This is a genomic window from Haloarcula sp. DT43, assembly GCF_037078405.1.
Taxonomy (GTDB): Archaea; Halobacteriota; Halobacteria; order Halobacteriales; family Haloarculaceae; genus Haloarcula; species Haloarcula brevis.
In genome coordinates this window covers 34,389-48,378 of sequence record NZ_JAYMGZ010000005.1, presented here as the reverse complement: position 1 = coordinate 48,378, position 13,990 = coordinate 34,389, and the positions used below count along the sequence as shown (strand labels likewise).

Genomic DNA, 13,990 nt, shown 5'->3' with positions numbered 1-13,990 from the left:
AATGGATAGGAACTACCACGTCTTTTCCGACGGTCGACTCGAACGCAGTGACGACACGCTCAGACTTGTTCCTGACGATGATGGGGACAAGCAATATATTCCAATCGAGAACGCTGAGGCATTCTTCTTACACGGCCAGATCGATTTTAACACGCGACTGATGTCGTTCCTCAACGATCGAACGGTCGCGCTACACGTCTTCGGCTGGGAGGATTACTACGCTGGCTCGGTGATGCCGAAACGTGGCCAAACTTCTGGGAAAACTGTAGTCAACCAAGTTCGAGCATATGAGGACAGTCAACATCGACGACAACTGGCCGCCGCGATTGTGAAGGGGAGTATCCACAATATGCGAACCAATGTGGTCTACTACAACGGCCGAGATCACGATCTCGACAGTGTAATTGAGGACTTGGAAGCCGCAGCAGCACGCGTTGACGAGAGTCTCCCGATTGACGAACTGATGGGTATCGAGGCGACCGCAAAAAAGGCCTACTACCGCAGCTTCAACCAAATTCTTCCGAGCGAGTTCCAACTCACCCAACGGGAATACAACCCACCACCGAATGAGATTAATAGCCTCATTTCGTTCGGCAACTCGCTGGTCTACGCCAACTGCGTCTCAGCAATTCGAGCCACTGCACTCGACCCGACGATTAGCTACCTACACGAGCCCGGTGAGCGGCGGTACTCGCTATCTCTTGATATCGCTGACTTATTCAAACCTGTGCTCGCTGACCGGGTACTATTCCGGTTAGTGAATCGGAATCAAATTTCTGAAAGTGATTTCGAGACCGAGCTCGGCTCCTGTCTGTTGAACGAAGCTGGTCGGAAAACGTACACGAAGGCGTTCGAAGAAATGCTTGAACGTACTGTTGAACACCCGACGCTCAACCGAAAAGTTAGTTATCAGTACCTGATGCGGCTGGAAGCATACAAACTGAAAAAGCATCTCCTCACCGGAGAAGCATACGACTCGTTCCAACGGTGGTGGTAAAATGTACGTGGTGATGGTATACGATTTGGAAGCGGATCGAACACAGAAAGCGCTCAAAATTGGTCGTCGATATCTGACTCACGTACAGAACTCAGTTCTTGAAGGCGAAATCTCTGAGGGAGATCTCTCCAAGCTCAAAAACGAGATTGATGATTTGCTGAAACCAGGTGAATCGGCAATCATCTACGAGCTGTCTTCTGATACACTGCTCAACCGGACAGTCTACGGCGACGATCCAACTGAGGATCAGCGGTTTCTATAGTCGGTTTCCGTCGACCCCCCGGGGGGAAGCACCCTATTGATGGTCGACGGAAGGTCTTTACTGTGACCCGCCGTTAGCAGCCTTATGGCCCGTATATCGGGCATGGTTTCAGACGAACCCTCGTGGGGTTGAAGCGACGGTGTCCAACGACCGTGACCCAGTCACGTGTTTCAGACGAACCCTCGTGGGGTTGAAGCAAGGACCAACTGGGCCAAGACGACTTTACGCTGGAGTTTCAGACGAACCCTCGTGGGGTTGAAGCCCAGGGTAACGCCGTCGACACCGGACCGAACACGTTTCAGACGAACCCTCGTGGGGTTGAAGCCGTCGTGCCCTGCCACTGCCGCTCGGCCTTCTCTTGTTTCAGACGAACCCTCGTGGGGTTGAAGCCCGATCTGGCGGCGGGTCGCCGTCGGTCCACGTGCGTTTCAGACGAACCCTCGTGGGGTTGAAGCCGAACGGGCCTTACGCCCTCGCGGCTACTTTACAATGTTTCAGACGAACCCTCGTGGGGTTGAAGCCATCTGGATACGACCCCACCGACACAGATAAAGAAGAGTTTCAGACGAACCCTCGTGGGGTTGAAGCACCGACCAAGATGGCGACTACCTTATCGAACCAACGGGTTTCAGACGAACCCTCGTGGGGTTGAAGCCCGCCACCGTCCGGGTCCCACCAGTCCGTCGCGTTTCAGACGAACCCTCGTGGGGTTGAAGCGCTGGCCTCGGGGCCGAAAGTGGGACACAGTTCACGTTTCAGACGAACCCTCGTGGGGTTGAAGCGCTCCCCGCCGAAGGTTTGCCCCGTCGTTACCGTGTTTCAGACGAACCCTCGTGGGGTTGAAGCCGGCGTTCGTCGCGTCTATCTCGTGGAAAATGTGGAAGTTTCAGACGAACCCTCGTGGGGTTGAAGCAGCAACATAGAGACGATAATCAGACAATTCCCCGAGTTTCAGACGAACCCTCGTGGGGTTGAAGCACGTCATGCTCGTAGCGTTTGACGCTATCGCGGAACGGTTTCAGACGAACCCTCGTGGGGTTGAAGCCCGGATAACGTCAGTCCGACAGACCCGATCCGCTACGGTTTCAGACGAACCCTCGTGGGGTTGAAGCTGCTCGCACTGGCTGGGTCTTAACGTCAAGCGAGGGTTTCAGACGAACCCTCGTGGGGTTGAAGCGTCCGAGCCTCCGACACTATCGGCGTCGTCCTCCAGGTTTCAGACGAACCCTCGTGGGGTTGAAGCACGTCATGCTCGTATCGCTTGACGCTATCGCGGAACGTTTCAGACGAACCCTCGTGGGGTTGAAGCGACCGGACGAGGACACCGACGAAGAGACGGACCTCGCGTTTCAGACGAACCCTCGTGGGGTTGAAGCGTCTGCCGAGCCCCGAGTTGCTTGAACGCGAACGCAGTTTCAGACGAACCCTCGTGGGGTTGAAGCAGTGCGTACCACCGACTCGTCACATCTGATTGTTGACAGTTTCAGACGAACCCTCGTGGGGTTGAAGCCGTCAATGAATGTCGAGCATGACCAAGAAATATTTGTTTCAGACGAACCCTCGTGGGGTTGAAGCTTGCCGAAGCGCCGGCCCATCATCCCGACGCGAAACGTTTCAGACGAACCCTCGTGGGGTTGAAGCGTCGTCTGTGACGAGGGCCTTATCGCAAACTGGGCGTTTCAGACGAACCCTCGTGGGGTTGAAGCTCTTGATACTCCTGTTCCGCTTCGAGGATAAGGTCGGTTTCAGACGAACCCTCGTGGGGTTGAAGCAATCACCGGGCTGACCAGCGACCGAGAGTGTGGGCGTTTCAGACGAACCCTCGTGGGGTTGAAGCCTGGGCCCGCCGGTGTTCGAGGTCGCCGGCGAGGCCGGTTTCAGACGAACCCTCGTGGGGTTGAAGCAGGGGGAACACCCACGTCGTCTCCAGGGCCGATGTCGTTTCAGACGAACCCTCGTGGGGTTGAAGCGGCAAGAACGAGGTCAGTACGGCTATCGAAGTGGACGTTTCAGACGAACCCTCGTGGGGTTGAAGCGCTTGCTGTTTTTCCCGTGGCGTCCATCACTAACGGTTTCAGACGAACCCTCGTGGGGTTGAAGCTCGACGCGGCGACCCACGTCCTGAATCTGGCGCTCGAGTTTCAGACGAACCCTCGTGGGGTTGAAGCAACCCAGACATTACCGCCGACGTGTACGACCTCCGGTTTCAGACGAACCCTCGTGGGGTTGAAGCTTGGCGCTCATCTCGACGCCGAGGTCCACTGAGATATGGTTTCAGACGAACCCTCGTGGGGTTGAAGCGGACGCGGACAAGGCCGAGCGCTTATCCCGCGCCGGTTTCAGACGAACCCTCGTGGGGTTGAAGCTGTCTCACGGCTTGTTTACAGCTCCCGCAGAGGCCGCGTTTCAGACGAACCCTCGTGGGGTTGAAGCCGGCGGCACGGCCGCCGACGAGTACATCCCCGAGGTCGTTTCAGACGAACCCTCGTGGGGTTGAAGCGAGGGGGCGCAGTAGGATGGCAGGACTCAACGCGAGTTTCAGACGAACCCTCGTGGGGTTGAAGCGGCTGCCATTCGGTGGCGAGCGGCCCGATTCCGACGCGTTTCAGACGAACCCTCGTGGGGTTGAAGCCCCGTCATGAAGCCCGGCGCGAGCAAGGACGAATACCGTTTCAGACGAACCCTCGTGGGGTTGAAGCCTGTCCTACGGCAACCCGAAGGGCCTCCAAGGCGAGGTTTCAGACGAACCCTCGTGGGGTTGAAGCCGACGGCGGGCCTCTCCGTCGAGCGGACGGTCGGCCGAGTTTCAGACGAACCCTCGTGGGGTTGAAGCCCGTCAGCGAGACGGTCACGGCCGGCGAAGAACTCGTTTCAGACGAACCCTCGTGGGGTTGAAGCGCCCACCTCGTCGTCCTCGGGTTCCGGGAGGTCCAAGTTTCAGACGAACCCTCGTGGGGTTGAAGCCACCGAGTCGCAGGGCTCAACACCGTTACGATGAGAGAGTTTCAGACGAACCCTCGTGGGGTTGAAGCGGCTATCGATCCGATGGCCGCGCCGCCGTAAGTGTGTTTCAGACGAACCCTCGTGGGGTTGAAGCGCTTTTCGCCGCTGCTGCTGCCTCTTGCAGCGTGGTTTCAGACGAACCCTCGTGGGGTTGAAGCTTTTCGTCTCTGGCGGCGTCGACCTCGTCCTCCAGGTTTCAGACGAACCCTCGTGGGGTTGAAGCTTTTCGTCTCTGGCGGCGTCGACCTCGTCCTCCAGGTTTCAGACGAACCCTCGTGGGGTTGAAGCCGGTTATCATCGACTTTGAACGGCGAATCAACGACCAGTTTCAGACGAACCCTCGTGGGGTTGAAGCACCTTGATAGCCGCGGGTAAGTTCTTGGTCGTCGCCCGTTTCAGACGAACCCTCGTGGGGTTGAAGCAAACAAGCGAAGGTCCATCAACTTGTGGCGATAGGTTTCAGACGAACCCTCGTGGGGTTGAAGCCCACGGCCGGACCAAGATACCGACGTGGAGGTCCTGTTTCAGACGAACCCTCGTGGGGTTGAAGCCGCGTAGATGCTCGTTCACCAGCGATGCGATACCGGTTTCAGACGAACCCTCGTGGGGTTGAAGCATCGCGTGGTTCCAGTCGGAGCTGTCTTTCAGTGCTGGTTTCAGACGAACCCTCGTGGGGTTGAAGCACTTTGGTATCGCAATATATCCACCCCTCAAAGTTGGTTTCAGACGAACCCTCGTGGGGTTGAAGCGACCACAACGCGCAGGTCACGCTCGACATTCAGGAGTTTCAGACGAACCCTCGTGGGGTTGAAGCTCGGACATCGTATAGTTTAGACACGTATGCAACGGCTAGTTTCAGACGAACCCTCGTGGGGTTGAAGCTGGTCGCTGACCTGGTCGAGAAATGGTAATTATGCAAGTTTCAGACGAACCCTCGTGGGGTTGAAGCGACGTGCAGGGCAGCGGCGAGACGCCCGACTGACGGTTTCAGACGAACCCTCGTGGGGTTGAAGCGGAGAGACGCCGCCGGCGGACATCCTCAACATTCGTTTCAGACGAACCCTCGTGGGGTTGAAGCCCTATCCACCCACCATCGCCAGTTGGCAAGAGCCGGTTTCAGACGAACCCTCGTGGGGTTGAAGCTGGGCGCGTGCTCGAGGAGCATCCTCTGACCTGGAGTTTCAGACGAACCGGGTCGATGAGAGACATTCCGTTACCGTCCCTCTCATCCTGGCTGTAGATAAGTGTAGTCGTGGCTTACCGCTGTAGTTCGGGGTGATTATTGACGTTGCTGACATCTGTACGTAATATCGAATTACCACGCACACCATATCGGCCCGAAGCTATCCCACTCAACCTTCCGAGAGGTGTCACCGAGGTTAGACCGTTACCAAGCCTATTGTTGATCCCCCGAGTGGTCTCTGTATGAACAGCGACGATTCCCCCCGCGATGGGATAGCCGGAGTGACGTGAACACCGATGAGAAATACGAAGATCGTCTGTACGATCGGGCCAGCGTCTGACACACGGGAATCAATTCGACGACTCGCCGAGGCGGGGATGTCGGTCGCCCGGTTGAATTCGAGTCACGGTTCGCCCGAGGACCGACGGAATTTGATCGAGACGATCCGGACTGTCGAGCAGTCGCTCGACAGGCCGATAGCGATCCTCCACGATATCGCCGGTCCCAAAGTCCGGACTGCGGCCATGGACGGGACAGTCACACTGGCGGCAGGGTCGACGGTCGAGTACGTCGAGGGGACGACGACGACAGCCCAGCGAATCGGTCTCTCACACGACCTTACGGCCGTCGAACCCGGTGACAGGATACTCCTCGACGATGGGCGGATCGAGACGACAGTCACGGCTGTCGACGGTGACGTTGTGACAGCCAGGGTCAAGAACAGCGCAGAGCTTCGTGGCCGGAAAGGTGTGATCGTCCCGGGCATCGAACTCGGCCTACCGACGATCACGGATCGTGACCAGCGTGAACTGACAATCGCGGCAGAGAACGGCGTCGATTTCGTCGCGGCGAGTTTCGTCCGGGACGGAGACTCTATCCGGACGATCGAGCGTGCGTTAGCCGACCGTGGTGCGACGATTCCGCTCGTCGCAAAAATCGAGCGCGGGGTCGCAGTTCGGAATCTGACGGACATCGTCGATACTGCCTCGGGAATCATGGTCGCTCGGGGTGACCTAGGGGTCGAGATTCCACTGGAGTCGGTGCCAGTCGTCCAGAAACACATCATCCGACTGTGCCGGGAGACAGGGACGCCAGTCATCACCGCCACGGAGATGCTCGAATCGATGATTCGGGCCCGCCGCCCGACGCGTGCAGAAGCCTCCGATGTTGCCAACGCTGTCCTGGATGGGACTGACGCCGTGATGCTATCTGGTGAGACGGCAGTGGGTGACCATCCGGTCCGCGTCGTCGAGACGATGGACCGGATCATCCGACGCGTCGAAGAGACGACTGATTACGACGACAGCCGCAAACAGCACGTCCCCGCTCCCGGGTCACAGTCAGACGCCCTCGCACACTCGGCGGGGCTTCTCGGACACGATACCGATGCAGCCGCGCTCGTCGTCGCGACTGCATCGGGGAAGACAGCAGTTCGAGTGGCGAAGTTCCGTCCGTCGATTCCGGTTATCGCAGCGACACCCTCTCGGTCCGTCTGTCGTCGCCTCGCGCTCTCTGGTGGCATCGTTACTGGTCCACCGACCGCCACAGCGACCAGTACCGACGAAGTAATCTATATCGCTGTCGGGTCGGCACTCGATACCGATGTCGTCTCGCAGGGTGACCGGATCATCGTTCTCTCTGGCCCTCGAAACGACGAGGCGGGGACTGGAACCTCGAACGTCCTCAAGATCCACACTGCGATCGAACGCGACTGAGAGCGCGGATACACGCGGTACACCAACCGCTGACTGGTTCGTGTGTTCGATCGACTTCTGGCGGGCAATCGTCCGGACCGTCCAGCACTTATTATATCGGAATGATAATTAACTTTAATAGACAATATTACAACCCTGTCGGTTCTATAGCGATTATGGCCCCGACACGACGTCATTGGCTCAGTGGAGTCGGACTCGCGCTGGTGGGTCTCCACTCCGGGTGTTTGAGTGGCGAGTCTGGCGGTACCCGGCCGTCGGGAACGGGCGGGCCTGGCGTCACCGTCGTCTCGACCGACGACGAGCCAGACCTCCCCGTTCGACCCGCGATGGAGATCGTCCGAGAGGCGGCCACGCCCGAGTATCCACCACGGCTCCGGACGACCCTCACTAATACCAGCGACGACCCGGTGCGAGTTGGCGAAGGACGAGCCGTTCACTTCGAGTACGTCACTGACGACTCCGGCTCACTCGTGCTCCTCCCAGGTGAAAACGACCGTGAGTACCCCGCAGAACCAGACTGCTGGCGGCTCACAGAGGGGGTCCCGGTTTCCGAGGAATACCAGACGGTCGAAATCGAGGCTGGCAGTTCACGGAGTCGCCTCGTCGACCTCTACGCGACGCCCGACGTGGACGGGTGCCTCCCGGTCGGCGAGTACCGCTTCGAAACCACTGTCTCGATTGTCTCGCCCGACGCAGAGTCGGAAGCGTCCGCACTGTGGGGATTCACGATACTACTGGAGTGAGAATGGCCTCGCGCACACTCCCAGCTCTTACGGTCGCCGTGCTCGTCTGCCTCGGCGGGTGTCTCGGTGGTTTCGGGACGGGTGAGTCGGTCGGCAAGAAAGCGTATCCGGATCGACCACCGACGCTGGACGAACAGACTGCTGGGCCGTACGTCGCCGCATACGAGGAGGTGTACCGTCACAACGTAATCGTCGACGAAGAGACGGAAACGATACAGGAAATCGTAGTCGGCGCAGGCGTCGTCTCGGTGCGTGAACGGAACGACGGGTACGAGGTCGTGGTAAGTGTGGGGTTCTACTGGACCTTCGGCGATGACGGGTCCGGCGAACCGACAGGGATCGCCGACGGTCGCCCATACGAAGCAACATACTTCGTGAACGAGACGACGACCGAGCGAATCGATGACACGCTCTGACAGGCGAGTAGGGCACCCTCGAATCTGGGCAGACCCCTGTTGCTGGGTATCGTCGACCGAGACTCCGTTTGTTGCCTCACGGTCCGAGAGCCAGGGCTAGATGGCCGAAGGCGATAACACGGAACGGCTTGTGGAATTCACGTTCGAAACGAGGTCACTGCTGGACGGGTTTGCCCCATTCTTCCGGATCAGGATCGTAGTCGTCGCCGACGAAGAACTGCATCGCGCTCGGAATACTGTCGATCGTCAGTTCGTTCGTTTCGATCATCTCACCGTCGAGGCTGAACTGAACGGGGTCGCCATCGTGCGTGACGTGGAGGTGAGAGGCCTTGAGCCGTGTGAGGTGGCTGGCTCGCCGACGGAGGAGTCTGTCGGCTGCGCCTTTCGAGAGATAGTCGATGGCTGGCGCGTCCTCGATGATGACGGCGTTGACCATCCCGTCCTCCATGTTGGCCTGTCGCATCTGTTCGCCGGGGAACCGTCGACCGTTCCCGACGAGTAACATCAGTGCCTCGCCAACCCACGCCGGGTCACGATCCGGACCCACGGACACCCACAGGGAGAGCGGTTCGAATTCGCGCGCCATAGACAGCGTCGTCAGGACATACGCGAGGACGCCCAGTCGTCGCTTGAGCGGGCGGGACGTCTTCGCACTCGACTCGGCGGTCAGGCCCCCGACACAGGAGTTCAGGAACGGCCTCTCGTTGGCCGTACCGAGATCGAGCCGTCGGCACTCGCCGGATTCGATGACCTCGAAGGCGTGGTCGATCCCCCGGATACCGACGTTGTCGGCGAAGTCGTTGCCAGTCCCTGCCGGGAGGACGCCCAGCGACACGTCGTCGAGCAGGCCGGCGTTCTGGACACCCTGGACCGTCTTGTTGAGCGTCCCGTCACCGCCACAGGCGACGACCGTGTCGGCCCGTCGTGCGGCCTGGGCCGCCAGTTCGATGGTATGCTCACCGCCCTGACTGTCGAGTACGTCCCAGCCCCGGTTGGTCGCGATCGTTTTCGCACGCTTTGTTCGTTTGCCATCGCCGCTGTTGGGATTCCTGACGACGACCCGGGTCGGACCCATTGCTACATACTCTACATCGCTACTGAAAACTGTACGGGTGGGTGATGTCCGGGGATTTAACTATCGCTGCCCGTAGAAAGGCTATGTTCGACTGCGACCTCCACACCCACAGTCGGTTCTTCCACTGGAAGCCAGAGGTCGCGGCGGGGTACGATCCGTACGGGGTGCTGGCGACGCTCCGAATGGCAGCGTTCCGGGGACTCGATGGTATCGCTGTCACCAACCACGACTTCTACCGTCCGGATACGATCGTCAGTGATGCCTGCCTCCCCGGGATCGAGATATCGACGACACGGGGCCATCTGCTCGTTGTCGGACCGGATCCACCCACCAGAACCGAGCGGGGGAAACTCTCCCCACAGGCTGCTGTAGAGCTAGCACACGCCCACGATTGTGCCGCGATCATTGCCCATCCGTTTCGCAACAGCACCCTCCGGACGTGTGACGCAGATTTCGACGCGATCGAAGTCAACGGGAAACACCCCGAGTATCGTCGTCGGATCGAAACGATCGCTCGGGAACGAGACCTTCCGATGGTCGGCGGAAGCGATGCACACCTCCCGTTCGAGGCTGGCCGTATCTCGACGCGCATCGACGTGGACCGACTGACGCCGGAGACAGTCGCGGCAGCCATTCGAGACGGACGGGTCGAACCCGTCTTCCGCGATGGACCACTACTCAGAGCTCTCGGAACAGTCTATTCGTACATCCACGAGATAAAGGGGCATACGTCCTCACACGAGGATTAATCCGCACTCGACCTGTCGAGTGGATACGGCAGACAGTAGTGGCGGTGATCCTGAAGGGGCCCCGGTTCGAGGAGATCCGGCCGCTCCCCGAGCTGATGGTCAACCACGCCGACGAACTTCCCCGACGAGTGGCTCTGGGGCTATCAGGATAGTCACCGGGAACGCCGGTCCGTGGGTCTACGCGGTCGCGTCGCGTTATGTGGTCCTGTTGATCCGGGAATTCGTGCTGACCGACCAGGCCGAATTGTCGCCGACCGTGCTGAAGCCACCCTCTGTATCGGTCATACCAATACTGAAAGTTGGCCGGCAACTCTGGAAAATGCTGCAAGATACACGCGTTGTATCTTGCAGACTCCTTCTAACCGTGCAATGATACCTTACCACAACTATACAAAGCTGACCGCTCACTGCGGTCGTATGCGACTGGTTGATACACATACTCACGTTTGGGGGCCCGATACCGCCGACTTGCCTTGGTACGGTGCCAACCTCCCGCCAGAGTGGTCTGGCCCGTATTCCCACACTGACCTTGTTGCCGATATGGATGCGGCTGAAGTCGACGAAGGAGTGTTGCAGCCGACGACGATCTACGGCCGCGACGAACGAGCCAACGAGTACACACTCCGGGCGATCGAAGCCCATCCTGAGCGTCTGTGGGGCGTCGGCGTTATGGAATACTTCCAAGACGAACCCGACCTCCGACAGGCTGTTCGCCGCGTGACCGGTCACGAACGGATGCTCGGTATTCGGTTCCATGCTGCCTTTGAGTACGGGGAGACGCCCGGTCAGATGGATCGACAGACGGACTGGATCGCCGACGATGCGCTTGACCCGCTGTACGACGAGATCGCCACGCAGGATGCAGCCGTGTTTGTCCTTGCGAAACCCGGACAGTACTCAATGCTCGCCACGCTCGCAGCGGCCAATCCCCATGTCACGTTCGTCCTCGAACATATGGGCTGGCCTGACGAGGGAATGGAGTCTGACGAAGCGCCCTGGGCCGATATCGAGACGCTGGCAGAGCACGAGAACGTCTACGTGAAAGTAAGCTCGGTTCCGAGGGCGTCGGGAGACGATTGGCCCTACGAGACAGCCGGGATGTTCGTCCGGAAACTCCTAGCGTGGTTCGGACCCGAGCGGCTCATGCTCGGCTCGGATTATCCCTGGCTGGACAACTGCGCATCCTATCGAGAGTGTCTCTCCTGGCCGGAAGCCGTTGAGTACCTCTCGGCCCGGGATCTGTCATGGCTCTCCTATCGGACGTTCGAGTCGCTTTGGGAGTGACGTTCTCGATTACGACCGAGACCGCACCGCCAGCCATCGAGAGGCCGAGGACAGTCTCCACACCCGCTTGAGAAGTCAACTCGGTGGTCAATGCGCAGGCTTCATGAATAATTCAGACCTATTATTCGGTGTAACAGTTGTTGTCTCCGTGCTGCATACAGGCTCTGTATCGGTCACACCGTTACTGACAGACCCAGGGTAGATCGAAAAGACGCTGCTGCATACAGAGCGCGAGTCGGTCAGGAGTTGGGCTCTCCGTCTACCGTATAGAACTCCGAGAGTGTCGGTGTTCATTTCCCTCTACGAAGATGAGAGCCCAAGAGGACCCACGCAAACCCGTAGAAGGCCATGGGTCCGCCCCAGGGATCAGCGCCTTCGCCCATCACGTAGGTGGTGAACGCGATCGTGAGCGGCACCCCCACTGGAAGAGCCAGTATGAGGAGCCAGGCAGCGCTCCGTGGGGTGACATCGGCCCGGATCATCGCAACCCCGAATCCGAGTGCACCGAGCATCGCCACCAGTAGGCCGAGCAGAAAGCCGATAAACGCGACGCCGGGCCCATATTCGGCTATCGGAAGCGAGATAGCTGTAACGACAGTGCCGACAGCCATAGCCCAGAAAGCCGGTTTCGCAAGACGGCCGAACCAGTTATGCTCACGCTTGTAATAGGCCCACAGCCCGAAGACGAGCAGGAAGAAGCCGGTCACGGCAAATGGCGTGAGAATCTCGAACTCCCGCTCATTCAGCACGGAGAACAGTGCTAGTCCTGACAACCCCACAAGGGCTCCACCGACGATCTCGCTCAGGATACTCGCACGCTGCCAGCGCCCAATTCCTGCCGTCTCAGAGTGTCTCGTCTGGGCCTGTTCGTCCCTATCAGGTGCCATTCTCACCACACTCCACGCGGACGACCTTTTGGTGACATCCGTTTCGACATATGTTAACGTAAACGAGTTGCCATCTTAAACGTGGAGGTCTACACACTCATACTCTTTGAGTACGGGTATGAATGAACAGGTTTCGGCAGTCGGAAATGAGTCCCGCGCGACGGTTATACTGATCAAGTACGCATACCCATTTATGTAATCTGAATGTCTTTATCTCCTATGGAAAACGCTGAATTGCCCCGGCAACCACCGCCCGGCCCCAGCGGACTGCCACTACTGGGAAACACCCTCGACTTTGGTCGTCACACCTTCGACTTTCTCCAGTCCTGTCGCCGTGATTATGGTGATGTAGTCGCCATTGAGGTGCTTGGGCAGCCGTTCTATCAGCTGAACCATCCAGACCAGATCCGCCACGTGCTCATCGACAACAACACGAATTACACGAAGGGGTCTTTTCTCACACGCCAGTTTGGGGAATTCCTCGGCAAGGGACTGCTGCTGAACGAGGGGGATGACTGGCGACGACAGCGCCACCTCGTCGAGCCAGCGTTCGACCCCGACCGTATCGCTGGCTACGCGGAGATGATGACGAGGGTGACGGACCGACTCCTGGAGACCTGGACGCCGGGCGAGCCACGGGACATCGGGGCCGACATGACAGAACTCACGCTTGAGATTGTGGCTGCCGCGCTGTTCGACATCGATATTCGGACCGATGCGCCACAGATTCGGCAGGACTTCCAAGCAGTCACCGACGAGTTCCGGAAGCGAACCGCCAGACCCGTCTCGTTTCCACCCTGGGTCCCTACCCCTCGGAATCGCCGGTACCAACGAGCTCTCGACCGGTTAGACGAGTTCATCTACGAGATCATTGCCCAACGGCGGACCGACCCAAGCGACGACGTCGTGTCCGCATTACTCCGAGCCGGGTCGGACAGCAATCAAGAGCTGGACACGTCACAGCTCCGCGATGAGGCAATGACGCTACTGTTCGCTGGCCATGAAACGACAGCAGTCGCCCTTACCTTCACGTGGTACCTTCTCGCCACTCATCCGACAGTGTTTGAGACTCTGTACGCGGAGGTGGACGAGGTGCTCGGCGAGGACCGACCGACGTTGAGTGACGTTCCGAAGCTGTCGTATACCCGAAAGGTGCTCAAAGAGTCGCTGCGGCTCTATCCACCCGTGTTCGGTATCCTCCGGGAACCAATCGAGGATGACGAGATAGGGGGGTACACCATCCCCGCAGGATCGACTGTCGCAATGAATCAGATTGTGGTCCACCGCGATCCGCGCTTCTTCGAGGACCCAAAGGCCTTCGTTCCAGACAGGTGGTCATCCGCTTTCGAGGCAGAGCTCCCCCAGTTCGCTCATTTCCCCTTCGGTGGCGGTCCGCGCCGGTGTGTCGGTGAGCGTTTTGCGATGTTGGAGGCGACGCTTGTCGTAGCAACGATAGCACAGCGGTACCGATTCGAGTTGCTGTCGAACAGGGAACTAACTCTCAAGCCGTCGGTGACGACAAAAGCCGAGGATCCAATCATCGTCAAACCAACTGTCCGAGAGTGATACAGTAAACTGGCCTTGTTGAAACCCTCAATAAGTGATAGGTTTCAACAGTCTTGCTGAATACACAGCGCATATCGGCCATCGGTTCGGAACACAATTCCACCGACTCG

General features: G+C 58.8%; 10 protein-coding genes and 1 CRISPR repeat array. Of the genes, 8 read left to right on the top strand and 2 right to left on the bottom strand.

Annotation, left to right across the window (positions count from 1 at the left end; translation table 11 throughout):
* Position 1 precedes the first annotated feature (1 nt).
* The 5 genes from cas1b to VI123_RS17945 all read left to right on the top strand — a co-directional run bounded on the left by cas1b (position 2) and on the right by VI123_RS17945 (position 8,319).
* Positions 2-997 carry a type I-B CRISPR-associated endonuclease Cas1b gene (cas1b, locus tag VI123_RS17965; protein WP_336339444.1) on the top strand — a complete coding sequence of 332 codons (996 nt, stop codon included), beginning with the start codon at positions 2-4 and terminating at the stop codon, positions 995-997.
* A 1-nt stretch (position 998) separates the two neighbouring features.
* Positions 999-1,259 carry a CRISPR-associated endonuclease Cas2 gene (cas2, locus tag VI123_RS17960; RefSeq protein WP_336339443.1) on the top strand — a complete coding sequence of 87 codons (261 nt, stop codon included), beginning with the start codon at positions 999-1,001 and terminating at the stop codon, positions 1,257-1,259.
* 105 nt (positions 1,260-1,364) lie between these two features.
* Positions 1,365-5,405: direct repeats of the CRISPR family, unit length 30 nt; unit sequence GTTTCAGACGAACCCTCGTGGGGTTGAAGC.
* A 336-nt stretch (positions 5,406-5,741) separates the two neighbouring features.
* Positions 5,742-7,160, top strand: a complete 1,419-nt coding sequence (gene pyk / locus VI123_RS17955; protein ID WP_336339442.1) for a pyruvate kinase — start codon at positions 5,742-5,744, stop codon at positions 7,158-7,160.
* 155 nt (positions 7,161-7,315) lie between these two features.
* Positions 7,316-7,903, top strand: coding sequence for a hypothetical protein (locus VI123_RS17950; RefSeq protein WP_407067020.1), 588 nt, complete (start codon positions 7,316-7,318; stop codon positions 7,901-7,903).
* Positions 7,876-8,319 carry a hypothetical protein gene (locus VI123_RS17945; RefSeq protein ID WP_336339440.1) on the top strand — a complete coding sequence of 148 codons (444 nt, stop codon included), beginning with the start codon at positions 7,876-7,878 and terminating at the stop codon, positions 8,317-8,319. Before VI123_RS17950 ends, VI123_RS17945 begins: the two co-directional genes overlap by 28 nt.
* Before the next feature lie 154 nt (positions 8,320-8,473).
* Here the strand turns inward: VI123_RS17945 and VI123_RS17940 are convergent, their stop codons facing one another.
* Positions 8,474-9,394, bottom strand: coding sequence for a diacylglycerol/lipid kinase family protein (locus VI123_RS17940; RefSeq protein WP_336339439.1), 921 nt, complete (start codon positions 9,392-9,394; stop codon positions 8,474-8,476).
* An 83-nt stretch (positions 9,395-9,477) separates the two neighbouring features.
* Between VI123_RS17940 and VI123_RS17935 the strand changes: the two genes are divergently transcribed.
* Complete coding sequence (locus tag VI123_RS17935; protein ID WP_336339438.1) at positions 9,478-10,143, top strand: PHP domain-containing protein; 666 nt, start codon at positions 9,478-9,480, stop codon at positions 10,141-10,143.
* 369 nt (positions 10,144-10,512) lie between these two features.
* The gene (locus tag VI123_RS17930) at positions 10,513-11,427 is read left to right on the top strand and encodes an amidohydrolase family protein (RefSeq protein WP_336339437.1); all 915 of its coding nucleotides are present in this window, start codon (positions 10,513-10,515) and stop codon (positions 11,425-11,427) included.
* 290 nt (positions 11,428-11,717) lie between these two features.
* Here VI123_RS17930 and VI123_RS17925 read toward each other — a convergent pair whose 3' ends face one another.
* Positions 11,718-12,314: a hypothetical protein gene (locus VI123_RS17925; RefSeq protein WP_336339436.1), complete on the bottom strand. Its 597-nt coding sequence runs from the start codon at positions 12,312-12,314 to the stop codon at positions 11,718-11,720.
* A 219-nt stretch (positions 12,315-12,533) separates the two neighbouring features.
* On the opposite strand from VI123_RS17925, the gene VI123_RS17920 reads away from it, so the two are divergent.
* Positions 12,534-13,880, top strand: coding sequence for a cytochrome P450 (locus VI123_RS17920; RefSeq protein WP_336339435.1), 1,347 nt, complete (start codon positions 12,534-12,536; stop codon positions 13,878-13,880).
* The last annotated feature ends 110 nt before the right edge of the window (positions 13,881-13,990 follow it).